This window comes from Pseudoflavonifractor sp. MSJ-37, assembly GCF_018917965.1.
Lineage (GTDB): Bacteria > Bacillota > Clostridia > Oscillospirales > Oscillospiraceae > Pseudoflavonifractor_A.
Genome location: NZ_JAHLPP010000003.1, coordinates 174,591 through 196,365, shown reverse-complemented (window position 1 = coordinate 196,365; position 21,775 = coordinate 174,591). Strand labels below are relative to the sequence as shown.

Below are 21,775 nucleotides of genomic sequence, written 5' to 3'. Positions count from 1 at the left end.
TGCTTCCTCGGTAAAGATGTCTGTCGATCCAAATATGAGTCAGGGTCTCGCATCGAATGGGATCGATCTATCTTTGGAGGGTAACTGTATGAAAAAATACCGGCGCCCTCTTATCCTCGTTCTGACCGTCCTGGCCGTCCTGATGCTGGTCCTCCTTCTGCGCCCCAGGCGGCTGTCCGATGTGCTGTCGGGCCGAGGACGGGAGATCAGCTTCTGCAAGGTCCTCATCCTGTCCGGCTCCCCCGAGATCGGTGAAATGACCTGTTCTCCCGAGCAGATCCAGGCCCTGGAGGAAGCGCTTCCCCAAACCTGGGTCCGCTGGATCTCTCCCTGGACCGGCGGCTTCCGCGCCTATGACGAGTACGCGTACCATCTGGTCGTCGCCGCGAAGGACACCTCTTACAGCATGATCCTCTCCGACCGGGACGAGCTGGTCTGCGGCCGGGCGGTCTACCGCACCTGCTTTGGCGACGGTCTCTTCCGCCTGATCCAAGGCTGGACCTCAGTTCAGGAGCAGACCGCTTGCTTTTACGGTTGACATTGCGGAAAAGTGTGATAGAATTACTCCGTGATCAAGTGATAAGGCTTTGACGGAGCCAAGCGGGATACCGCCGTCCTGAGCGAGAGGGGAGAGTGCAAGCCCTCGGCGGACCGGACCTCGCGCGCCACTCCTGAGCCGTCCGCGACGAGCGGAACGTCCCGCCCCCGTTACCGGGCGAAGAGAGAGGTCCCCCTCAAGGGGGATCATCAGGGTGGTACCGTGGAAATGTTTTTCCGCCCCTGGCTTTGGCCGGGGGCGGTTTTTTCATGGTCCGCCGCGATTTCTTGTTTGGAGGTCTTTCCCATGAAGAAGTATGGAGTCAATGAACTCCGCGAGATGTTCCTGAAGTTCTTCGAGACCAAGGGCCATCTCCGTCTGCCCAGCTTTTCCCTCATCCCCCAGAACGACGCCAGCCTCCTGCTGATCAACTCCGGCATGGCGCCCATGAAGCCCTGGTTCACCGGCGAGCAGGAGCCGCCCCGTCACCGGGTCACCACCTGCCAGAAGTGCATCCGCACCGGCGACATCGAGAACATCGGCCACACCGCCCGCCACGGCACCTACTTCGAGATGCTGGGCAACTTCTCCTTCGGCGACTACTTCAAGAACGAGGCGATCCACTGGGCCTGGGAGTTCCTGACCTCCCCTGAGTGGGTGGGCCTGGATCCCCAGCGCCTGTACCCCTCCGTGTTCGCCGGCAACGAGACCACTCCCGCCGATGACGAGGCCTTCCGCATCTGGCATGAGGAGATCGGCATCCCCGAGGACCGGATCTTCAAGTTCGGCAAGGAGGACAACTTCTGGGAGCACGGCTCCGGTCCCTGCGGCCCCTGCTCTGAGATCTATTACGACCGGGGCGAGAAGTACGGCTGCGGCAAGCCCGGCTGTACCGTGGGCTGTGACTGCGACCGCTACATGGAGGTCTGGAACGTGGTGTTCTCCCAGTTCGACAACGACGGGGAAAACCACTACACCGAGCTGAAGCAGAAGAACATCGACACCGGCATGGGTCTGGAGCGTCTGGCCGTGGTGTGTCAGGACGTGGACTCCCTCTTCGATGTGGACACCGTCATGAACATCACCAACAAGGTCACGGAGATCACCGGTGCCCGCTACGGCCAGAGCCACGAGAAGGACGTGTCCCTGCGGGTCATCACCGACCACATCCGCTCCGCCACCTTCATGATCTGCGATGGCGTGCTCCCCTCCAACGAGGGCCGGGGCTATGTGCTCCGCCGCCTGCTCCGCCGGGCCGCCCGCCATGGCAAGCTGCTGGGCGTCAACGACCCCTTCCTGTACACCGTCTGCGACACCGTCATCCATGAGAACGAGGGCCACTACCCCGAGCTCCGGGAGCGGCAGGACTATATCACCAAGGTCATCCGCGTGGAAGAGGAGAACTTCGCCAAGACCATCGACGGCGGCATGAAGATCTTCAGCGAACTGCTCGCCGGCCACAAGGAGAAGGGCGAGCAGGTCTTCTCCGGCGCCGACGCCTTCAAGCTGTACGACACCTACGGCTTCCCCATCGACCTGACCATCGAGATGGTGGAGGACGAGGGCATAACTCTGGACCGCGCCGCCTTCGACAAGGAGATGCAGGCCCAGAAGGTCCGCGCCCGCGAGGCCCGGAAGGCCCTGGGCGACCTGGGCTGGGCCGGCGTGGAGTTCGGCAAGGACATCCCCTCCACCGAGTTCGTGGGCTATGACCACGACACCATCGACGACGCCAAGATCGTGGCGCTGGTGGTGGAGAACGAGCAGGCCGAGGCGCTCATGAGCGGCGTGGAGGGCATCATGGTCCTGGACAAGACCCCCTTCTACGCGGAGATGGGCGGTCAGGTGGCCGACCACGGCGTGATCTCCTGCGGCAATGCCCAGTTCCAGGTGGACAACGTCCAGAAGAACAAGGGCGGCAAGTTCATGCACTACGGCAAGGTCGTCTCCGGTCCCTTCAAGCTGGGCCAGACCGTCACCGCCGCCATCGACAGCGGCCGCCGGGCCGCCATCCGCCGGGGCCACAGCGCCACCCATCTGCTGGACGCCGCTCTCCGGAAGGTCCTAGGCGATCATGTGCATCAGGCCGGCTCTCTGGTGGAGCCCGACCGTCTGCGCTTCGACTTCACCCACTTCGAGGCCATCACCCCGGAGCAGCTCTCCGAGGTGGACCGGCTGGTCAACGACGTGATCCTGGCCGGCATCCCCGTGGTCACTGAGGTCCTGCCCATCGAGGAGGCCAAGAAGAAGGGCGCCGTGGCCATGTTCGGCGAGAAGTACGGCGACGTGGTCCGCGTGGTGGAGATGGACGGCTTCTCCATGGAGTTCTGCGGCGGCACCCATGTGGACAACACCGCCAAGGTGGGCCCCTTCCGCATCAAGAGCGAGGCCTCCGTGGCCTCCGGCGTCCGCCGTATCGAGGCCACTGTCGGCAAGCTGACTCTGGACACTGTGAACCGCAACCAGCAGGTGCTGTTCCACATCGCCCAGATGCTCAAGACCAACCCCGGTGAGCTGGAGAACCGTCTGGAGCAGATGATGACCGAGACCAAGGAGCTGCGCCACGCGCTGGACAAGTTCAAGGAGCAAGCCTCTCTGGGCCAGGCCCGGAGCTTCCTGGCCTCCGCCAAGGACGTGGGCGGCCTGAAGGTCATCACCACCCAGCTCAGCGGCCTGGATGCCAACGCCATGCGGAAGCAGGGCGACTTCCTCCGTGACAAGGAGCCCGGCGTGGTGGGCGTGCTCGCCTCCGTCAACGAGGGCAAGGTGGCTCTGCTGGCGGTCTGCGGCAAGGACGCCGTGGCCAAGGGCGTGAAGGCCGGCGACATCATCAAGGCCATCGCCCCCATCTGCGGCGGCAAGGGCGGCGGCAAGCCCGACTCCGCCATGGGCGGCGGCACCGACGTCCTCAAGCTGGACGACGCGCTGGCCGCGGTGGACGACTTCGTGGCCGGCAAGCTGGGGCTGTGAGCGGCCCATCCATCCGTATCCTACTCTGAAAGGAGGTCCTATCATAATGAGCGATTGTCTGTTCTGTAAGATCGTGGGGGGCGAGATCCCATCCAAGAAGGTCTATGAGGACGAGCAGGTCTATGCCTTCTACGACATCGACCCGCAGGCCCCGACCCACTTCCTGGTGGTCCCCAAGGCCCACATCCAGTCCGTCTCCGCCATCTCTCCCGAGAACAGCGCCGTGGTGGCTCACATCTTCGAGGTCATCGCCAAGCTGGCGAAGGAGCTCGGCTTCGCTGAGGCCGGATACCGCGTGGTGTCCAACATCGGCGAGGCGGGCCAGCAGTCCGTGCCCCACCTGCACTTCCATGTGCTGGCTGGCCGCGACATGACCTGGCCTCCGGGCTGATCCCCCATCGAACGAACGCGCGAGCGCCCCGGCAGGTCTTCTGCCGGGGCGCTCCCAGCGTGTCGAACCAGTTCGACACGCTTCTCAGAAATGGCAAAGCCATTTCTTCGATAGGATGCAGGCCGCCGCGCGCACTCGCTGCGCTCGCACACTAGTGGCCTGAGAAGAGTTTTTTCTGAGGCACATGTCCTCAGAAAAAACGCCTTACATCTCATTCCGTCCCCTGCGGGTGACGGAACTCTGCGAGGCTCCTGCATCGCTCAACGGGAGAAATGACTTTTTCAACAGTCTGGAGTGCCCCGGCAGGTCTTCTGCCGGGGCGCTCCGCTCAAGGAAGCGAGGACCCATCTATGATCCGTGACATCTGCAAAGACGAGACCTTCCTGGCGCAGAAGGCCGAGCTCGCCGGACCGGAGGACCAGTCCGTGGCGCAGGACCTGCTGGACACGCTGGCCGCCCACAGGGACGGCTGCGTGGGCATGGCCGCCAATATGATCGGCGTGAACAAGCGCATCATCGCCTTCGAGGACGAGGGCACCTACCGGACCATGTTCGACCCGGAGATCGTCCGCCGTTCCGAGCCCTATGAGGCCGAGGAGGGCTGTCTCTCCCTCGCCGGCACCCGCCGGACCAAGCGCTGGAAGCACATCAAGGTCCGCTGGAGGAACGAGCGGGGCCAGATCCGCCTCAAGACCTTCTCCGGCTGGACGGCGGAGATCATCCAGCATGAGATCGACCACTGCGACGGCATCCTGATCTGAGGCGAGAGGAGCGACATCACTATGACCGACTATCCCCTGCTGTGCGAACAGCTGGACGCCCTGATCCGGGACGTCCCCCACCGGACCGCCGACCTGGCCAACGCCTCCGCCCTGCTCTGGCAGGAGCTGGAGGACCTCAACTGGGCGGGCTTCTATCTGCTGGAGGGCGGGACGCTGGTGCTGGGCCCCTTCCAGGGCCGGCCCGCCTGCATCGAGATCCCGCTGGGCCGGGGCGTCTGCGGCACTGCCGCCGCCCGGGACGAGACCCTCCTGGTCCCCGACGTCCATCAGTTCCCCGGTCACATCGCCTGTGACTGCGCCTCCCGCTCGGAGATCGTGGTCCCCCTCCGGCATGAGGGTCGGGTCGTGGGCGTGCTGGACCTCGACAGCCCCCTCCCCGGTCGTTTCACCGAGGCCGACCAGGCCGGTCTGGAAGCCTTCGCCCGGGTACTGGAGCAGATCTTCTGACCCCCTGGAACAAAAAACAGGAGAACGCCTGCCGGAGCCCGTTTCGCGGTCCGGCAGGCGTTCCCTCTCTATCGTCCTCACAGGAGCGGCAGGTCCTCCAGCATGTCCAGCAGGCAGTCCCGGCGGAGCCAGGCCCACTGATCGTACATGGCGATCCCGTCGAACTCCAGGGGCTTGTCCCGGCCGTCTTTGCCGGAGCCCCGGAGGAACACTGCGTTCTCACTGCCTTTCAGGAAGTTGGGGGCAGAGCGGCCCCGCCCGTCCCGGATCTCCCGCAGGCCCCCATGGAGGAGCTTCTCCCGGCTGTCCTCCCACAGATGCTGGACTGGGCCTTCCAGGATGGCATCCGGGATCGTCAGCCGCTTGAAGCCCTCGAACCGGGTCTCGGACAGGGCCGCTTTCTGTCCCTTGTGCTTGGACGGCTCCTGGAACAGGGCGCACAGGATCTGCAGGTCGGCGAAATCCGCGTATAGGTCCGAGTCCTCGAAGCGGATCATGCGGTTTTGGCCTGCCTCATCCTCCACATACTCCCGGAGCAATTCCCCCAGATCCAGCCGGAAGAGCTTCATATCCTCCGTGCCCTTTCCCTTGGCGTTCCGCACCACCGCCTTGGGGAGGATGCCGAAGGTGCGGAACGGCTCCTGCTCCCTCAGCTTCTTCCCCTTGGCTCCGAACATGGCCGCCACGACCAGAGCGCAGAGCTGTTTGCGCTCCTTCCCCTTCTTGTTCCGCTGGGCGATCCCGAACCGGTCGGCCAGCTCCCCGGCGGTCTGTCCGGCATACTGCTCCGTCAGGGCATGACACCAGGCGTCCAGCTCCGCCAGACTCATGGGGCCCGCCTCCCCTGCGCGGCGCCGGCTGTCGAAGTGGGCCCCGATCATGGCACTGACCACCGATTTCTTCAGCCGGAACCGGGGCGGGAAGCGGGGCGCCAGATCGATCCAGCTCAATTTCTGCCGCAGGGTCCCGTGCTCCGCCAGATAGTCCGCCTTCACCGCCTTCCGCCAGCGGTCCCGATCCCGGCGGTCCGGGTGGCGGCCGACGATGTCCCGCATCAGGTCCCGGACGGTCTCCCAGTCCCGCCGGAGGCCCTGGACCTCCTCCGGGGAGAAGGTGTGGAACTCATAGTCCTTCACTGGGAACTTCCGGTACTCATAGGGTGCCACCGGCCGGTCCGCCGTGTAGTGATAGTAGACCATCAGCAGATGCTCCAGCTTCCCCCAGAAGTGAGAGGTCTCGAACTCCTGCTCCGCCAGGTCGTAGATCCCCACGCCGGTGATGCTCATGGGCTCCTTGGCAACGAATCGCTTCTTTTGGGCCGGGATCACCATGCCGGTGGACTTCACCTCGGTGGGGACCCGGCGTCCCCCCTTCTCCACGACGATCAGGTCCGCCTTCTGCTTTGAGTCCTTCTCATAGCCCAGCACGCACTGCTCTACGATGTTCCCGACGGTCCCCTTCTGGCGGTCGAAGGCGCGGATCTGGTCGAAGATCCCCCGGTCGTCCACCTCCTCCAGCGTTTTGCCCCGGATGGATGACAGCCGCCGTTCCAAGTCCTCTCTCCTGTAAATGTGCTCTTCCATATGCAGTCCCCTCCCCATCGTTCATTCCTGTCCGCATTATAAGCCGATCCTGTCCGGTCCGTCTACCCCCTCCCAAAACCGGCCGGGATGTGGTATGATAGCACCAGTATCTGAAAGGAGGGCTCCCTATGACGACCGCCATCTGTTATCAGTCCCGGCACCATGGGAATACTCGTAAGGTCCTGGAGGCCATGGCTTCGGCCGGGGACGCAGATCTGATCGATGTGACCAGCCGCATCGCGCCCCGGCTGGACCGGTACGATCTGGTGGGCTTCGCCTCCGGGATCTATTTCGGCCGGTTCCATGAGACTGTCCTCCGGTATGCCGAACAGTATCTGCCCCAGGGGAAGGACGTGTTCCTGGTCTCCACCTATGGCGCCCCCGGCCGGCACCATCTGGACGCCATCCGGGCCGTGGTCCGGGCCAAGGGCTGTCCTGTCCTGGGCGAGTTCGGCTGCCGGGGCTGGGACACCTTCGGCCCGTTCCGGCTGGTGGGCGGACTGGCCAAGGGGCACCCGGATGAGGAGGACCTGCGGCAGGCGGCCGAGTTCTTCCGGGGGCTCTCTGCCCGGACCTGACCCGCCTATTTTTCCATCATCAGGAGGAGATCGCACATGGATGACAAGTACGCGCTCACACCTCAGACCATCCTGACCGAGGCGCAGGCTTTGGAGGACACGATCCAAGCCCACCGGCGGGCCCTCCACCGGGACCCGGAGACAGGGCCCCACCTGCCCCGGACCACGGCCTATGTGGCCGATGCGCTCCGGAACATGGGCTATGAGCCGAAGGAGATCTGTGACAGCGGCCTCATCGCCCAGATCCGTGGACGGGACACCGGCCGGTGCATCCTGCTCCGGGCCGACATGGACGCCCTGCAAGTGGTGGAAAAGACCGACCTCCCCTTCCGCTCGGAGAACGGAGCCATGCACGCCTGCGGCCACGATATGCACACCGCCATGCTCCTGGGAGCCGCCCAGCTCCTGCGGGACCATCAGGACCGGCTGGAGGGGACCGTCAAGCTGGTGTTCCAGCCGGATGAGGAGGGCTTCACCGGGGCCAAGGCCATGCTGGCCGCCGGGGTCCTGACCGATCCCGCGCCGCAGGCCGCTCTGGCCCTCCATGTGAACTCCGGCACCCCCTCTGGGCTGGTGCTCTGCGGCCGTGGGACCTTCATGGCTGGCTGTACTCTGTTCCGGGTCACGGTGGCGGGGGTGGGCTGTCACGGTGCCATGCCGGAGACCGGCGTGGATCCCATCGACATCGCCACCCGAATCTATCTGGCCCTCCAGGAGCTGGTCAGCCGGGAGGTGCCCGCCAAGTCCCCCGCTGTGGTGACGGTGGGCCGCTTCCAGAGCGGCGAGGCCCCCAACATCATCCCCCAGACTGCCGTGCTGGAGGGCACGATCCGCACCTTCGACCGGGACCTCTCCGCCCGGCTCCTCCGCCGCATCGAGGAACTGGCCTCTGGCATCGCCGGGGCCTTCCGGGGGAGCGCCGCCGTAGAGGAACTGGCCTCCGCGCCTCCTCTGCGCAACGATCCGGCTCTGGTGGACCGGATGGGCGACCGGGCCGCGGAGCTGTTCGGCTCCAAGGCCGTCTTCCGGATGGACGAGGGCGGCATGGGCTCAGAGGACTTCGCCTCCTACACCTATGAACTGCCCTGTGCCTATCTCCTGCTGGGAGCCGGGACCGCCCAGGAGGATCCCCGCTACGGCAAGCCCATGCACAACGAGCGGGTGGTGTTCAACGAGGACGTCCTTCCGCTGGGCGCGGCCCTCCACACCTGGTGCGCCCTGGACTGGCTGGCCCATCCGTGAGCCAGCCATCCCCAAAAGCCATCGGCCACACCACCCCTATCCAGACCAGAAAGGAAGTCATCTCCATGAGAACGAATTTCGGTGCCAAGCCCTGGAGCTATCCTCAGCCCGTGTTTATCCTGGCCGCTTATGGCGCGGATGGCACGCCCAACGCCATGAACGCCGCTTGGGGCGGCATCAGCGGCAATGCCCAGATCACCATGTGCATCAGCGCCGGTCATAAGACGACCGCCGACATCCTGGCCCGCAAGGCCTTCACGGTCAGTATGGCGGACGCGGACCATGTAGCCGCCTGCGACTATGTGGGCGTGGTCTCCGGTGCTGACGCGCCGGACAAGTTCGCCAAGGCCGGCTTCCACGCCATCCGTTCTGAGTTCGTGGACGCTCCGCTGATCGAAGAGCTGCCCATGGCTCTGGAGTGCCGGCTGGTCCGCTACGACGCCGGGAACGGCTGTCTCATCGGCGAGATCGTCAATGTCAGCGCCGACGAGCGCATCCTGGACGCTAACGGCAAGATCGACCCCGACAAGCTGCGTCCCATCACCTTCGACCCGTGCCAGAGCACCTACCGGGTGCTGGGCGGCGTGGTGGGGCACGCCTTCCGGGACGGTCTCTCCCTGAAATGAGCGGGCTCCCGGCGCGCGCCCTGACGATCGGCGGCGCTCCCGCCGTCCTCTATGGCGCAAAGGCCTCTTCTGTCTGGCTGTTCGTCCACGGGCAGAGCGGCCGGAAGGAGGAGGCCGAGCCCTTTGCGCAGATCGTCTGTCCGGCGGGCGGTCAGGTGCTGGCCATCGATCTTCCCGGACACGGGGAGCGGCAGGATCGGGACGAAGCGCTCCTCCCCTGGACCGCGGCTCCGGAGCTGGCCCAGGCCGGGACCTTCCTCCGGGACCGCTGGGGCGGCTTCTCCCTGTTGGCCGTCAGCATCGGGGCATGGCTGTCCCTGCTGGCTCTGGACCGGCCGGAGCGGGCCCTGCTGGTCTCCCCCGTCCTGGACATGGAGCGCCTGATCCGGGACATGATGGGCTGGGCCGGCGTGACGGAGGACCGGCTCCGGGCGGAGGGGACCATCCCCACTGGCTTCGGCCAGACCCTGTCCTGGGACTACCTCACCTATGTCCGGAGCCATCCGGTCCATGACTGGGGCTGTCCCGTCTCAGTCCTGATCGGTGGGCAGGACCAGATGCTCCACCGGGAGACTGCGGCGGCCTTCGCCGCCCATCCCGGACGCTCTCTCACGGTCTATGAGCCGGGGGAGCACTGGTTCCACACGCCGGACCAGCTCCAGGCCCTGGCGGCCTGGGAACGGGCGCACGCCCTGCCCGGACGGCGGGGCCCGACACTATCTTCAAATCGACAAAGGCGGTAACAGAATGGATCTCTGCGACATCAAAGACATCAAGGCCCTGCTGGCCCGGCACGGCTTCCACTTCTCCAAGTCCATGGGCCAGAACTTCCTGATCGAGCGCTGGGTGCCTCAGCAGATCGCCGAGGCCTCCGGCGCGGGGCCTGGCGTGGGCGTGCTGGAGGTAGGCCCCGGCATCGGCCCCCTCACCGTCCAGCTGGCCCAGCGGGCCGACAAGGTCACGGCCGTCGAGCTGGACAAGTCCCTCCTGCCGATCCTGTCGGAGACGCTGACGGACTTCCCCAACGCCGAGGTGGTCCCCAGCGACGTGATGAAGCTGGACCTGAAGGCTCTGGCGGCAGAGCATCTGGCGGGACTGACGCCCATGGTGTGCGCCAACCTGCCCTACAACATCACCACCCCGGTGATCACCGCCTTCCTGGAGGCCGGATGCTTCTCCGCCGTCACGGTGATGATCCAGCGGGAGGTGGCCCGGCGGATCTGCGCCGCCCCCGGCACCTCGGACTATGGTGCCTTCTCCCTCTTCTGCCAGTACTACGCGGAGACGGAGCTCCTCTTCGACGTGCCTCCGGAGTGCTTCCTCCCCGCCCCCAAGGTGACCTCCGCCGTAGTGCGGCTGGTGCCCCGGTCCGCGCCCCCGCAGGACCTGGTGGACGACCGGACCTTCTTCCGGGTGGTGAAGGCCTCCTTTGCCCAGCGGCGCAAGACCCTCCTCAACAGCCTCAGCGGCGCCGGCGGCTGGTCCAAGGATCAGATCCGGGCGGCGCTGGCGGCGCTGGGACTCCCGGAGACCATCCGGGGCGAGCGGCTGGGCATCCCGGAATTCGCCGCTCTGGCCCAGGCGCTCCAGAGCTGACCAGCTCCGGCGCTTTCTTTAACAAGGCAATGAAAAAAGCTTGTGTTTTGGTAGACCATCGAGTAGAATGTAGAGTATCTGAAAGCGCTTTGCATAAAGCCCTACCTAGAGGAGGATGGATATTATGGCACTTACCACGAACCGTGCGGTCCTGGACTGGATCGATGAGATGTCCGCTCTGACTCAGCCCGACCAGATCGTCTGGATCGACGGCGGCGAGGCCCAGCTGGAGGAGCTCCGGGCTCAGGCCTGCGCCTCCGGCGAGCTGGAGAAGCTGAACGAAGAGCTCCTCCCCGGCTGCTATCTCCACCGCACCGCCGTGAACGACGTGGCCCGTGTGGAAGACCGCACCTTCATCTGCTGTCCCAAGGAAGAGGATGCTGGTCCCACCAACCACTGGATGGACCCCGCCGAGATGTACGCCAAGCTGAAGAAGCTCTATGCCGGCTCCATGAAGGGCCGCACCATGTATGTCATCCCCTACTCTATGGGCGTGGTCGGCTCCCCCTTCGCCAAGTACGGCATCGAGCTCACCGACTCCATCTATGTGGTCCTGAACATGGCCATCATGACCCGTGTGGGCACCAAGGTCCTGGAGGCACTGGGCGACTCTCCCGACTATGTGAAGGGCCTCCATGCCACCGCCGATCTGGACCCCGAGAACCGCTACATCGTCCACTTCCCCCAGGATGACACCATCATGTCCGTGAACTCCGCCTATGGCGGCAACGTCCTGCTGGGCAAGAAGTGCTTCGCCCTCCGCATCGCCTCCTGCCTGGGCCGCGACCAGGGCTGGATGGCCGAGCATATGCTCATCCTGGGCCTCCAAAACCCCGCCGGCGAGGTCCGGTATCTGGCCGCCGCCTTCCCCTCCGCCTGCGGCAAGACCAACCTGGCCATGCTCATCCCCCCGGAGCACTACCGCAAGGCCGGCTGGAAGGTCTGGTGCGTGGGCGACGACATCGCCTGGATCCGTCCCGGCGCCGACGGCCGTCTGTGGGCCATGAACCCGGAGAATGGCTTCTTTGGCGTGGCCCCCGGCACCAATGAGAAGTCCAACCCCAACGCCCTCCACTCCACCAAAAAGGGCACTATCTTCACCAACGTGGCCCACGACCTGGACAAGAACACCGTGTGGTGGGAGGGTCTGGACAAAGATCCCCCTGAGCATGCTATCGACTGGAAGGGCAACCCCTGGAACGGCAAGACCTCCACGGAGAAGGGCGCTCATCCCAACAGCCGCTTCACCGCTCCCGCCAAGAACTGCCCCTGCATCTCCCCCAAGTTCGACGATCCCAACGGCGTGCCCCTGTCCGCCATCGTGTTCGGCGGCCGCCGGGCCAAGACCGCGCCTCTGGTCTATCAGTCCCGCGACTGGGCCCATGGCGTGTTCGTCGGCTCCATCATGGCCTCTGAGACCACTGCCGCCGCCGCTGGCGCGGTGGGCGTGGTCCGCCGCGACCCCATGGCCATGCTCCCCTTCTGCGGCTATCACATGGCCGACTATTGGCAGCACTGGCTGAGCATGGGCGAGAAGGTGGGCGAAAAGGCTCCCAAGATCTTCAACGTCAACTGGTTCCGCACCGATGACGAGGGCCACTTCATCTGGCCTGGCTTCGGCGACAACCTGCGTGTGCTGGAGTGGATCATGAAGCGCTGCTTCGACGAGGTGGGCGCCGACGAGACCGCTCTGGGCTATGAGCCCAAGCCCGAGGACATCGATCTGGATGAGTCCGGCGTCAGCGCTGACACTCTGAAGGGCCTGTTGTCCGTAGACAAAGACCTGTGGCTGGAGGATGTCTCCGCCATCCGGGAGTTCTATGGCAAGTTCGGCGACAAGCTCCCCAAGGTCCTGGCTCAGGAGCTGGACGATCTGGAGGCCCGACTGAAGGCCTGATCCTCTTCCCGCAAAAAACAGATCCATATCCACTGATATCCATCAGATCCTATGAGACGGATGCCACAGAGACCGCGGCATCCGTCTTTTTATACCGTGTAGTTTTTTGGAATCGCTCATTTTGAACTATGCGGGTCAATTTTTGGTTGCGATCTCATCGAAAATGTTGTAGAGTAACTATATGAGTTCCGGCGTCCGCTCTCCCCCATCGGCGCCGCTGAATCTGATCAAGGAGGAGCGCCTATGTTAGATCCGTCTTACTTTGCCGCGGCCGACGGCTTCATCGCCCGATACGGCAAAAAGTCCAGTTCGATCATCCCGGTCCTCGAAGACATCCAGGAGGAATATCGATACATCCCCCGGGAGCTGCTGACCTATGTGGCCGACCAGCTCGGTGTCAAAGAGTCCAAAGCTTACAGCATCGCCACCTTCTATAAGAATTTCTCCTTTGAGCCCAAGGGGAAATACGTCATCAAGGTCTGCGACGGTACGGCCTGCCATGTGCGGCACTCCGCCCCGATCTTGGCCGCGATCCAGAAGGAGCTCGGTCTGGACGGCAGCAAGCACACCAGTGACGATATGCTCTTCACCGTGGAGACCGTGTCCTGCCTGGGCGCCTGCGGCCTGGCCCCCACCCTCACCGTCAACGACGAGGTCCATCCCAAGATGACGCCGGAGAAGGCCATCGGTCTGATCCAGGATCTGAGAGGTGACGAAGCATGATCAAGATCTGTGACAACGCGGCGCTGGACCTGCGCCGTGCCGACGCGCGGAAGGCCCTGGAGTCCTATGAGTGCCGGATCCTGGTCTGCGCCGGCACCGGCTGTATCGCCTCCGGCTCTCAGGTCATCGCCGACACCATGCGGGAGCTCTGTAAGGAACTGCCCAACGTGACGGTGGAGTGCTCCGGCCATGTCCCCCACATCGGTGTGGCCCAGACCGGCTGTCAGGGCCTGTGCGAGCTGGGTCCCCTGGTGCGGATCGAGCCCTGGCACTATCAGTATGTGAAGGTCAAGCCCGAGGACTGTGCCGAGATCGTGGAGCAGTCCGTCCTCCAGGGCAAGCCTGTGGAGCGTCTGTTCTACCGGGACCAGAAGGATCAGCTCTGCCCCAAGCCGGAGGATATCCCCTTCCTGGCCAAGCAGACCCGGATCGTGCTGGAGCACTGCGGCAACATCGATGCCGTGTCTCTGGACGAGTACATCGCCGTGGGCGGCTACGAGGCCCTGAGCAAGGCCCTCTTCCAGATGGATCCCGACCAGGTGGTGGACGAGATCGACCGCTCCGGCCTCCGGGGCCGAGGCGGCGGCGGCTTCAAGGCCGGCACCAAGTGGAAGCAGGTGGCCGCCCATAAGGACGCCGATGTGAAGTACGTGGTCTGCAACGGCGACGAGGGCGACCCCGGCGCGTTCATGGACGGCTCCGTCATGGAGGGCGATCCCTACAAGCTCATCGAGGGCATGACCCTGGCCGGCTACGCTGTGGGCGCCACCGAGGGCTACATCTACGTCCGCGCTGAGTACCCCAACTCCGTGGCCCGCCTCCACTATGCCATCGCTCAGGCGGAAGAGGCCGGACTGCTGGGCGACGACATCCTAGGCAGCGGCGTATCCTTCCACCTCCATGTGAACCGGGGCGCCGGCGCCTTCGTCTGCGGCGAGGGCAGCGCCCTGACCGCCTCCATCGAAGGCAACCGCGGAATGCCCCGCACCAAGCCCCCCCGCACCGTGGATCAGGGCCTGTGGGAGCGTCCCACCGTGCTGAACAACGTGGAGACCTATGCCAACGTGCCCGACATCGTGCTCAAGGGCTCCGACTGGTTCCACACCATCGGCACCGAGAACAGCCCCGGCACCAAGACCTTCTCTGTCACCGGCTCCATCGCCAACACTGGCCTCATCGAGGTCCCCATGGGCACCACCCTGCGGGAGATCGTCTATGACATCGGCGGCGGCATCAAGGGCGGCGGCAACTTCAAGGCCGTCCAGATCGGCGGCCCCTCCGGCGGCTGTCTGACCAAGGAGCATCTGGACGTGGGCCTGGACTTCGACTCCGTGAAGAAGTACGACGCCATCGTGGGCTCCGGCGGACTGGTGGTCATGGACGAGCACACCTGCATGGTCGAGGTGGCCCGCTTCTTCATGAGCTTCACCCAGCGGGAGAGCTGCGGCAAGTGTTCCCCCTGCCGGATCGGCACCAAGCGGATGCTGGAGATCCTGGAGCGCATCGTGGCCGGCAAGGGCACCATGGAGGATCTGGACAAGCTGGAGGAGATCGCCAAGTTCGTCCAGAAGAACTCTCTCTGCGGTCTGGGCAAGAGCGCGCCCCTGCCCGTCATCAGCACTCTGAAGCGCTTCCGTGAGGAGTACAAGGAGCACATCACCATCAAGAAGTGCGCCGCCCATGTGTGTGAGGCCCTGAAGCTCTATAAGATCGACCAGGAGAAGTGCATCGGCTGTACCAAGTGTGCCCGGAACTGCCCGGTGGACGCGATCACCGGCTCCGTCAAGAAGCCCCACGCTATCCTCGTCAATAAATGCATCAAGTGTGGCACCTGCCTCTCCGGCTGTCCGGTGGGTGCGGTCCACATCGAATAAATCAGGAAGGGGATCTTATCATCATGAGTTTGCTGCATGTCACCATCGACGGGATCCCCGTCGATGTCGAGAAGGGCACCACGATCCTTCAGGCAGCGGAAAAGGTCGGGATCCAGATCCCTACTCTCTGCTATCTGAAAGGCCTGATGCCTGACGGCTCCTGCCGGATCTGCACGGTCGAGATCCAGAGCCGGGGCCGGTCCAAGATGGACACCGCCTGTTCCGCCCACTGCTCCGACGGAGATGTGATCTTCACCGAGAGCGAAAGCGTGGTCAAGGCCCGCCGGGGCATCCTGGATATGCTCCTCTCCAACCACCCCACCAACTGCTTCACCTGCCCCTCCAACGGCGAGTGCAAGCTCCAGGACCTGTGCTATCAGTACGGCGTCGAAAAGACCAGCTGTCCCGGTGAGATGACGAACCTTCCTGTGGACGACTCCAACCCCTTCTTCACATACGATCCCAAGCTGTGCATCCTGTGCCACCGCTGCGTCAACACCTGCCACAAAATCGTGGGCTGCGGCGCCATCGACACCATGGAGCGCGGCTTCGAGTCCGTGATCAGCCCCGCTTTCGGCATGCCCTGGCGGGAGAGCAATTGTGAGTCCTGCGGCAACTGTACCGCCGTCTGCCCCACCGGCGCTCTGACCTCCAAACGGAAGAAGACCTTCCGTCCCTGGCAGATCCAGAAGAAGGTCCGCACCACCTGCCCCCACTGTGCGGTGGGCTGTCAGTATGACCTGCTGGTCAAGGACAACAAGGTGGTGGCAGTGGAGGCCGCTGACGGCCCCTCCAACCGGAACACCCTCTGTGTGAAGGGCCGCTACGGCTCCTTCGATTTCGTCCACTCTGACCGCCGGCTCACGGATCCTCTCATCAAGGACCGTTCCACCGGCGAGTTCCGCAAAGCCTCTTGGGATGAGGCTCTGGACCTGGTGGCCACGAAGTTCAAGGCCATCAAGCAGGAGCATGGCAACGGCGCGCTGGCCGGTTTTGCCTGCTCCCGCTCCACCAACGAAGACATCTACATGCTTCAAAAAATGGTGCGCACTTGCTTCGGTAACCACAATACCGACAACTGCGCACGTGTGTGACACGCTCCCACAGTTGCCGGTCTGGCAACCACTTTGGGGTCTGGCGCGATGACCAACACCATCGCCGATGTGACCCATGAGTCCGACGTCATCCTGCTCGTCGGCTCCAATCCCGAGGAGGCGCATCCCGTCCTCGGCATGCAGATCCGCCAGGCGCTCCAGCGCGGCGCCAAGCTGATCGTCGTCGATCCCCGTGATATCGGCCTGTCCAAGCAGGCTACGTTCCATCTGAAACTCAAGCCCGGTACCAACATCGCCTTCATCAACGGCCTGATGCACGTCATCCTGGAGGAAGGCCTGGAGGACAAGGACTTCATCGCTCAGCACACCGAGGGCTTTGAGGCCCTGCGCGACATGGTCGCGGACTACACCCCCGAGCGGGTGGCCGAGATCTGTCACGTGGATGCCGGGGAGCTACGGGCCGCCGCCCGGCTGTATGCCAAGGCAGACAAGGCCCCCATCCTCTACTGTCTAGGCGTCACTGAGCATTCCACCGGCACCGAGGGCGTCATGTCCCTGGCCAACCTGGCCCTGCTGGTGGGCAAGCTGGGCCGTCCCGGTTGCGGCGTCAACCCGATCCGCGGTCAGAACAACGTCCAGGGCGCCTGCGATATGGGTGCCTCTCCCACCGACTTCCCCGGCTACCAGAAGGTCACCGATCCGGAGGCCCGCGCCAAGTTCGAGAAGGCCTGGGGCGTCTCCCTCAGCGACCAGCCCGGTATGTATGCCACCGACTGCTTCCCCGCCATGCTGGAGGGCAAGATCCGCGGCCTCTTCATCTTCGGTGAGGATCCCATGCGGACCGACCCCGACACCCATCATGTACAGAAGGCCCTGAATTCCCTGGACTTCCTGGTGGTAGACGAGCTCTTCCTCACTGAGACCGCCAAGATGGCCGACGTGGTCCTGCCCGGCATCAGCTATGCCGAGAAGGAAGGCACCTTCACCAATACGGAGCGCCGGATCCAGCGGGTCCGCAAGGCTGTCACCGTCCCCGGGAATGCCAAGCCCGACACCTGGATCTTCACCGAGATCATGCGCCGGATGGGCTATGACCAGCCCCACCTGACTCCCGCCCAGATCATGGACGAGATCGCATCCCTGACGCCCAGCTACGGCGGCGTGAGCCATGCCCGGCTGGACAGTGATGAGGTGGCTGGTCAGGGGCTCCAGTGGCCCTGCCCCACGGCAGATCATCCTGGTACCCCCATCCTCCACGTGGGCCACTGTGTCCGCGGGAAGGCCCTGTTCCGTCCGGCGGCCTATACGCCCTCTGCGGAGCTTCCGGATGAGGAGTATCCCCTCATCATGATGACGGGCCGGATCCTGTACCACTACAACGCCTGCGCCATGACGGACAAGACCCCCGGCATCGTGGAGCTGGCCGGCGGTTCCTTCATCGAGGTCAACGACCAGGATGCCGCCAAGCTGGGCATCACGGACGGTGAGACTGTCCAAGTCTCCTCCCGCCGCGGCGTCATCGAGACGACCGCCCGGGTCAGTTCCAAGACCTCTCCCGGCGAGTGCTGGATGCCCTTCCACTACATGGATGGCAACTGCAACTGGCTGACCAACGCCGCTCTGGACCGCATCGCCCGGGCGCCTGAGTATAAGGTCTGCGCCGTGAAGATCGCCAAACTGTAAGAAACTCACATCTAGGGGCGGCCACGTCATATGGCCGCCCCGCCGTTTTTATGGAGCATATTTCATCTATGTATCGAGATCTTGATTCGCCCCTTTCCACTCTCCGTCCTGTCCTCCATGTGCAGGACCACACCTCCACGCCCGGCGAGGAGGAAGTCGTGGTGGAGCATGTGGTCCGTATCTCCGTGGACGGCAGCTATGTGTTCTCCCTCTCCTGCTCCCCAGCTCATCTCCAGGAGCTGGTCGTAGGAGTCCTGTACTGCCGCGGCTATCTCGATTCCGCGGAGAAGATCGCATCTCTCACCTTTTCCCCGGACCGGACCGCCGCCGATGTGCGGCTCTTCCCGGATGCTGCCCCCGCTGAGACGCCGGCGGCCGCCCCGGAGATCCGGGTGGGGCTCCCGGAGGCCTATGCGCTCATGCGCCACGACCTGAACGCCTCCGCCCTGTTCCGCCGGACCGGCGGCGTCCACTGTGTGTCCCTGCTCTCCCCCGGTCAGGAGATCCTCTCTCTGGAGGACCTGGCCCGGCACAACGCCGTGGACAAGGTCGTGGGCTACGCCCTGCTCCACCACCGTCCGCTGGATCAGAGCGTCATGGCGGTGAGCGGCCGTCTCTCCGCCGATATGATGGAGAAGGCCGTCCGGGCCAAGATCCCCGTGGTGCTCTCCAAGGGCGCCCCTACCGACCGGTCGATCCGGCTGGCGGAGGAGAACCACGTCACGCTGGTGGGCTTCCTCCGGGGTGAGCGGATGAACATCTACACCTGGCCGGAGCGGATCGACCTCCAGAGTTGACACCACTCGTTTCGCTGGGCATAGGATGGACCAAAAAGGAGGTCCATCCTATGCCCAGTCTTTATCTGTCCCCTTCCACCCAGGAGAACAATCGGTATGCCGGCGGCGGCACCGAGGAGGAGTGGATGAACCGTCTGGCCGATGCCATGGAGCCCTACCTCTCAGCCAGCGGCATCCGGTACGTCCGCAATACGCCGGACATGACCGCCGCCTCGTCCATCCGGGCCTCCAACGCCGGGAGCTTCGATCTCCATCTGGCGCTCCACTCCAACGCCGCCCCGGAGGGGCAGTATGGGCAGGTCCGGGGCGTACTGGTCTTTTACTTCCCCGGCAGCGTCCAGGGCCGGGAGGCCGCGGAACGGATCCGGGCGGAGCTGGAGGCGGTCTACCCGATCCCCAGCAAAGTGCGGGCAGAGCCCACCCGGGCCATCGGCGAGGTCCGAAAGGTCCGGGCCCCGTCGGTCTTTTTGGAGCTGGGCTACCACGACAACGCCGATGACGCGGCCTGGATCCGGAGCAGTCTGGACGCCATCGCCCGGGCCGTAGTCCTTGGCCTGACGGTCTATTTCGGCGTCCCCTTCCTGGAGCCCCGTCCGGCTCGGGCCGCCGTGGTGGATGTGGACTGGGGCTCTCTGAACATCCGGGATCGCCCGGACCCATCCGCTCCGGTCCTCGCCTCGGCCTACGACGGAGCGGCCCTGACTGTCCTGGGCCAGTGGCAGGGCTGGTACGTGGTCCGATCTGGAAGCCTCGTGGGCTGGGCCAGCGCTGACTTCATCACTCTGGTCTGAGGTCCATATAGGATATGGGGAGGCCGCCGCGTGCGGCCTCCTGAATTTTTTCGCTTTTTTCGCAAAAAAGGCTTGCGTTCTCCGACGGATCGTGGTATCATAGTTAAGTCGTCAGCGACGGACTATTGCAAGACGGTATGCGGCTGTAGCTCAGCTGGATAGAGTGTTTGGCTACGAACCAAAAGGTCGGGGGTTCGAATCCCTTCAGCCGTACCAAAAAGTCACACCGATTTGGATATTTTAGGCAAAACGCTTAGAACTCCAAGGGGTGTGGCTTTTTGTATCTCTAAGATCTTACTATTTTTCCAGTGGATATTTTCGGAGTTCCCCACGGTTTGAAGGGATCCGAACTCTTCTTTTTGCAGATCCGAGGTCAAACATCTAAGAAGCGCCCTTTTCATTTTCCACCGCTAAAGAGGGTATCTCAAACTGATCCGTCGACCGGCCGGAGCATTTTCAAAATGCTCCGGCTTATTTTTTGTTTGCAGGAGGAACGAAATATAAAAGCCATGTAGCAGGCGATCCTAAAATCGAAGATCTTTTAGAAGAACTCGAACGTGATCATGGCATTCGGTCGAAGAGGCTGCCGATAACGAGCGTCATTGCGGTGCGAGTACGAAACGACCTTCCTTCAAGTTCCTGTAGACTTTTTCTACCTGAGTGGTATCATACTGAGTGTTCGACTCGGGCAATGTGATGAATATCTACAAGACTTGCAGAAAGGTGACTCTATGAACAAGCAATTTCGAGCCGCGGCGCTTGCGCTATGCGTCCTTATGCTCTTTACCACGGCGACCGGCTGCGGCAAGCAGAAAAAAACGACTACGAATCAGCCTGCGCTGGAAACGGTGGAATACTCCAACCTGACCGATGACGATTCCCGCAAACAGCTCTCGCAGCTTCTTACCGATGCAGGGATCGAAGGATCCCGCATCACCACTCTGCTGGATCGAGTGAACCAGTTCAACGCCAGCGTCAAGAGCGAGTGGCTGACCGATGGCTTCGAGCGCGCCGCGCCGACCGACACCAAGTATGATCCCTACGAAATGCAGGACGAATGGACGGCGGCAAACGGCAGTTTTCCTGGCTACAACTGCCGCATCACGGCATTTGGCCTGTTCAGCGGATCCATAACAGCCGGAGCCGATCAGCCAGAGATGCAGGGCGAGGACTCGCTCTTTACCGATCTAGAGACGATCGACGCCGATCCTGACGCGCTCTGCGGTGACAGCACCGCCAAATTCTGTGCGCTGTTCGCACCGGTGAACGCCGCGGACAGCACAGAGGTCGAAGCGCAGGTCAAAGCGCTCCAGGAGGGCTGGGCCGCCCGCGGCATCACATTTACAGCCAGCAAGGCAAGCATGATCTCTGTTGTCTTCCACGATAAATTCTCGGATGAGGACAACACGCTCTTCATCGGTCATGTCGGTGTGCTGTTGCCCGCGGAGGATGGTACACTGTACTTCGTCGAAAAGGTCGCATTCCAGGAGCCGTACCGCTTGGTGAAGCTCCAAAACCGCACGGAACTGAGCGACTACCTGATGGAGAAATACGACACCTCTTGGGGCCAGGATACGACGCCCCCCTTCATCATGGAGAACGATACTCTGATGGACGGGTACAGACCAGATCCTCTGGTAAAAGAAAAAACTTAAATCGAAATAGTGGCGGGATGGCATCGTCATTCCGCTGCTATTTGCATAATATCGTCGCATTTGCACATTTACAGTGCTATAATGGGAAAAACTTATCGCAGCCAAAGCAAAGGAGAACTCACATGGAGGAACTTGCCAGATGCGCGATCGGGAAGATAGCAACATACCACATATCACGAAAAAGAAAATGTCCAGACCGGTATAGCTTGCCAGGAACACCACAACGGATCGTTGGTGTAGCCGTTGTCCTTACAGTAGCGTTCCAGCATTTCTTTCTGGTGTACGATGCTGTTGCTGTCACCATCGTTCGCGTCATCCACGGAAAGTCTGGCGTACAGCGCGGTCGGTTCATCAAGAGCCACAGACGGCTTAAAGGACATCAGATCGTTGAGGTTCGGCATCATCGTACTGCACCCTCTTTCAGGAGAGCAGCACAGTGTTCCATGGGCATTTTCACTGCTTCATCAGAAAACGGATCGGTGTTTTCAACGCGGCAATAGAGAGCGACATATTCAATTTTGTCCTTTTCATTCGACTGTAACATAAG

20 protein-coding genes and 1 tRNA gene are annotated in these 21,775 nt (G+C 63.1%); 18 read left to right on the top strand and 3 right to left on the bottom strand.

Going from position 1 to position 21,775, the window contains the following annotated elements:
- The first annotated feature begins 88 nt into the window (after positions 1 to 88).
- The 5 genes from KQI12_RS08535 to KQI12_RS08515 all read left to right on the top strand — a co-directional run bounded on the left by KQI12_RS08535 (position 89) and on the right by KQI12_RS08515 (position 5,128).
- On the top strand, positions 89 to 538 hold the full coding sequence (locus tag KQI12_RS08535; protein WP_216572534.1) for a hypothetical protein: 450 nt from the start codon (positions 89 to 91) through the stop codon (positions 536 to 538).
- Between the two features lie 306 nt (positions 539 to 844).
- A complete protein-coding gene (gene alaS / locus KQI12_RS08530; protein ID WP_216572533.1) occupies positions 845 to 3,508 on the top strand; it encodes an alanine--tRNA ligase in 2,664 nt (887 codons plus the stop codon).
- 46 nt (positions 3,509 to 3,554) lie between these two features.
- The gene (locus tag KQI12_RS08525; protein WP_216572532.1) at positions 3,555 to 3,899 is read left to right on the top strand and encodes a histidine triad nucleotide-binding protein; all 345 of its coding nucleotides are present in this window, start codon (positions 3,555 to 3,557) and stop codon (positions 3,897 to 3,899) included.
- A gap of 350 nt (positions 3,900 to 4,249) precedes the next feature.
- The gene (locus KQI12_RS08520) at positions 4,250 to 4,660 is read left to right on the top strand and encodes a peptide deformylase (protein ID WP_216572531.1); all 411 of its coding nucleotides are present in this window, start codon (positions 4,250 to 4,252) and stop codon (positions 4,658 to 4,660) included.
- 21 nt (positions 4,661 to 4,681) lie between these two features.
- Positions 4,682 to 5,128, top strand: a complete 447-nt coding sequence (locus KQI12_RS08515; RefSeq protein WP_216572530.1) for a GAF domain-containing protein — start codon at positions 4,682 to 4,684, stop codon at positions 5,126 to 5,128.
- 77 nt (positions 5,129 to 5,205) lie between these two features.
- On the opposite strand, the gene KQI12_RS08510 is transcribed toward KQI12_RS08515, so the two are convergent.
- Entirely contained in the window at positions 5,206 to 6,711 is a 1,506-nt protein-coding gene (locus KQI12_RS08510; RefSeq protein ID WP_216572529.1) for a MutH/Sau3AI family endonuclease, read from the bottom strand.
- Positions 6,712 to 6,839: 128 nt separating this feature from the next.
- Here KQI12_RS08510 and KQI12_RS08505 point away from each other — a divergent pair, with 128 nt between their 5' ends.
- The 13 genes from KQI12_RS08505 to KQI12_RS08445 all read left to right on the top strand — a co-directional run bounded on the left by KQI12_RS08505 (position 6,840) and on the right by KQI12_RS08445 (position 21,228).
- Positions 6,840 to 7,289: a flavodoxin family protein gene (locus KQI12_RS08505; protein WP_216572528.1), complete on the top strand. Its 450-nt coding sequence runs from the start codon at positions 6,840 to 6,842 to the stop codon at positions 7,287 to 7,289.
- Between the two features lie 36 nt (positions 7,290 to 7,325).
- Positions 7,326 to 8,531 (top strand): M20 family metallopeptidase, encoded by a 1,206-nt coding sequence (locus KQI12_RS08500; protein WP_216572527.1) that lies wholly within the window; start codon positions 7,326 to 7,328, stop codon positions 8,529 to 8,531.
- A 65-nt stretch (positions 8,532 to 8,596) separates the two neighbouring features.
- Positions 8,597 to 9,157: a flavin reductase family protein gene (locus KQI12_RS08495; protein ID WP_216572526.1), complete on the top strand. Its 561-nt coding sequence runs from the start codon at positions 8,597 to 8,599 to the stop codon at positions 9,155 to 9,157.
- Entirely contained in the window at positions 9,154 to 9,900 is a 747-nt protein-coding gene (locus tag KQI12_RS08490) for a carboxylesterase (protein WP_216572525.1), read from the top strand. The genes KQI12_RS08495 and KQI12_RS08490 overlap by 4 nt, the downstream gene beginning before the upstream one ends.
- A gap of 4 nt (positions 9,901 to 9,904) precedes the next feature.
- Positions 9,905 to 10,753, top strand: coding sequence for a 16S rRNA (adenine(1518)-N(6)/adenine(1519)-N(6))-dimethyltransferase RsmA (rsmA, locus tag KQI12_RS08485; RefSeq protein WP_216572524.1), 849 nt, complete (start codon positions 9,905 to 9,907; stop codon positions 10,751 to 10,753).
- A gap of 124 nt (positions 10,754 to 10,877) precedes the next feature.
- Complete coding sequence (locus tag KQI12_RS08480) at positions 10,878 to 12,650, top strand: phosphoenolpyruvate carboxykinase (GTP) (RefSeq protein ID WP_216572523.1); 1,773 nt, start codon at positions 10,878 to 10,880, stop codon at positions 12,648 to 12,650.
- Between the two features lie 243 nt (positions 12,651 to 12,893).
- Complete coding sequence (locus KQI12_RS08475) at positions 12,894 to 13,373, top strand: NAD(P)H-dependent oxidoreductase subunit E (RefSeq protein ID WP_216572522.1); 480 nt, start codon at positions 12,894 to 12,896, stop codon at positions 13,371 to 13,373.
- Positions 13,370 to 15,247 carry an NADH-ubiquinone oxidoreductase-F iron-sulfur binding region domain-containing protein gene (locus KQI12_RS08470; protein ID WP_216572521.1) on the top strand — a complete coding sequence of 626 codons (1,878 nt, stop codon included), beginning with the start codon at positions 13,370 to 13,372 and terminating at the stop codon, positions 15,245 to 15,247. The genes KQI12_RS08475 and KQI12_RS08470 overlap by 4 nt, the downstream gene beginning before the upstream one ends.
- 23 nt (positions 15,248 to 15,270) lie before the next feature.
- The gene (gene fdhF, locus KQI12_RS08465; protein WP_216572520.1) at positions 15,271 to 17,985 is read left to right on the top strand and encodes a formate dehydrogenase subunit alpha; all 2,715 of its coding nucleotides are present in this window, start codon (positions 15,271 to 15,273) and stop codon (positions 17,983 to 17,985) included.
- A gap of 68 nt (positions 17,986 to 18,053) precedes the next feature.
- Entirely contained in the window at positions 18,054 to 18,782 is a 729-nt protein-coding gene (locus tag KQI12_RS08460) for a formate dehydrogenase accessory sulfurtransferase FdhD (RefSeq protein WP_216572519.1), read from the top strand.
- A 50-nt stretch (positions 18,783 to 18,832) separates the two neighbouring features.
- On the top strand, positions 18,833 to 19,573 hold the full coding sequence (locus tag KQI12_RS08455; protein WP_216572518.1) for an N-acetylmuramoyl-L-alanine amidase: 741 nt from the start codon (positions 18,833 to 18,835) through the stop codon (positions 19,571 to 19,573).
- A gap of 139 nt (positions 19,574 to 19,712) precedes the next feature.
- Positions 19,713 to 19,789: transfer RNA gene (locus KQI12_RS08450), tRNA-Arg, on the top strand.
- A gap of 515 nt (positions 19,790 to 20,304) precedes the next feature.
- The gene (locus tag KQI12_RS08445; RefSeq protein WP_253290924.1) at positions 20,305 to 21,228 is read left to right on the top strand and encodes a DUF4300 family protein; all 924 of its coding nucleotides are present in this window, start codon (positions 20,305 to 20,307) and stop codon (positions 21,226 to 21,228) included.
- Between the two features lie 173 nt (positions 21,229 to 21,401).
- On the opposite strand, the gene KQI12_RS08440 is transcribed toward KQI12_RS08445, so the two are convergent.
- Positions 21,402 to 21,632 (bottom strand): hypothetical protein, encoded by a 231-nt coding sequence (locus KQI12_RS08440; protein ID WP_216572588.1) that lies wholly within the window; start codon positions 21,630 to 21,632, stop codon positions 21,402 to 21,404.
- A complete protein-coding gene (locus KQI12_RS08435; protein WP_216572517.1) occupies positions 21,629 to 21,772 on the bottom strand; it encodes a hypothetical protein in 144 nt (47 codons plus the stop codon). Before KQI12_RS08435 ends, KQI12_RS08440 begins: the two co-directional genes overlap by 4 nt.
- Positions 21,773 to 21,775: the final 3 nt, after the last annotated feature.

Bases quoted from the DNA above. Each gene is read 5' to 3' on its own strand.
- KQI12_RS08460 (WP_216572519.1), top strand. From the start codon at position 18,054: ATGTATCGAGATCTTGATTCGCCCCTTTCCACTCTCCGTCCTGTCCTC.
- KQI12_RS08525 (WP_216572532.1), top strand. From the start codon at position 3,555: ATGAGCGATTGTCTGTTCTGTAAGATCGTGGGGGGCGAGATCCCATCC.
- KQI12_RS08455 (WP_216572518.1), top strand. From the start codon at position 18,833: ATGCCCAGTCTTTATCTGTCCCCTTCCACCCAGGAGAACAATCGGTAT.
- KQI12_RS08495 (WP_216572526.1), top strand. From the start codon at position 8,597: ATGAGAACGAATTTCGGTGCCAAGCCCTGGAGCTATCCTCAGCCCGTG.
- KQI12_RS08480 (WP_216572523.1), top strand. From the start codon at position 10,878: ATGGCACTTACCACGAACCGTGCGGTCCTGGACTGGATCGATGAGATG.
- KQI12_RS08520 (WP_216572531.1), top strand. From the start codon at position 4,250: ATGATCCGTGACATCTGCAAAGACGAGACCTTCCTGGCGCAGAAGGCC.
- alaS (WP_216572533.1), top strand. From the start codon at position 845: ATGAAGAAGTATGGAGTCAATGAACTCCGCGAGATGTTCCTGAAGTTC.
- KQI12_RS08470 (WP_216572521.1), top strand. From the start codon at position 13,370: ATGATCAAGATCTGTGACAACGCGGCGCTGGACCTGCGCCGTGCCGAC.
- KQI12_RS08475 (WP_216572522.1), top strand. From the start codon at position 12,894: ATGTTAGATCCGTCTTACTTTGCCGCGGCCGACGGCTTCATCGCCCGA.
- KQI12_RS08435 (WP_216572517.1), bottom strand. From the start codon at position 21,772: ATGTTACAGTCGAATGAAAAGGACAAAATTGAATATGTCGCTCTCTAT.
- KQI12_RS08500 (WP_216572527.1), top strand. From the start codon at position 7,326: ATGGATGACAAGTACGCGCTCACACCTCAGACCATCCTGACCGAGGCG.
- KQI12_RS08440 (WP_216572588.1), bottom strand. From the start codon at position 21,632: ATGATGCCGAACCTCAACGATCTGATGTCCTTTAAGCCGTCTGTGGCT.
- KQI12_RS08510 (WP_216572529.1), bottom strand. From the start codon at position 6,711: ATGGAAGAGCACATTTACAGGAGAGAGGACTTGGAACGGCGGCTGTCA.
- KQI12_RS08535 (WP_216572534.1), top strand. From the start codon at position 89: ATGAAAAAATACCGGCGCCCTCTTATCCTCGTTCTGACCGTCCTGGCC.
- KQI12_RS08445 (WP_253290924.1), top strand. From the start codon at position 20,305: ATGAACAAGCAATTTCGAGCCGCGGCGCTTGCGCTATGCGTCCTTATG.
- KQI12_RS08515 (WP_216572530.1), top strand. From the start codon at position 4,682: ATGACCGACTATCCCCTGCTGTGCGAACAGCTGGACGCCCTGATCCGG.
- KQI12_RS08505 (WP_216572528.1), top strand. From the start codon at position 6,840: ATGACGACCGCCATCTGTTATCAGTCCCGGCACCATGGGAATACTCGT.
- KQI12_RS08490 (WP_216572525.1), top strand. From the start codon at position 9,154: ATGAGCGGGCTCCCGGCGCGCGCCCTGACGATCGGCGGCGCTCCCGCC.
- rsmA (WP_216572524.1), top strand. From the start codon at position 9,905: ATGGATCTCTGCGACATCAAAGACATCAAGGCCCTGCTGGCCCGGCAC.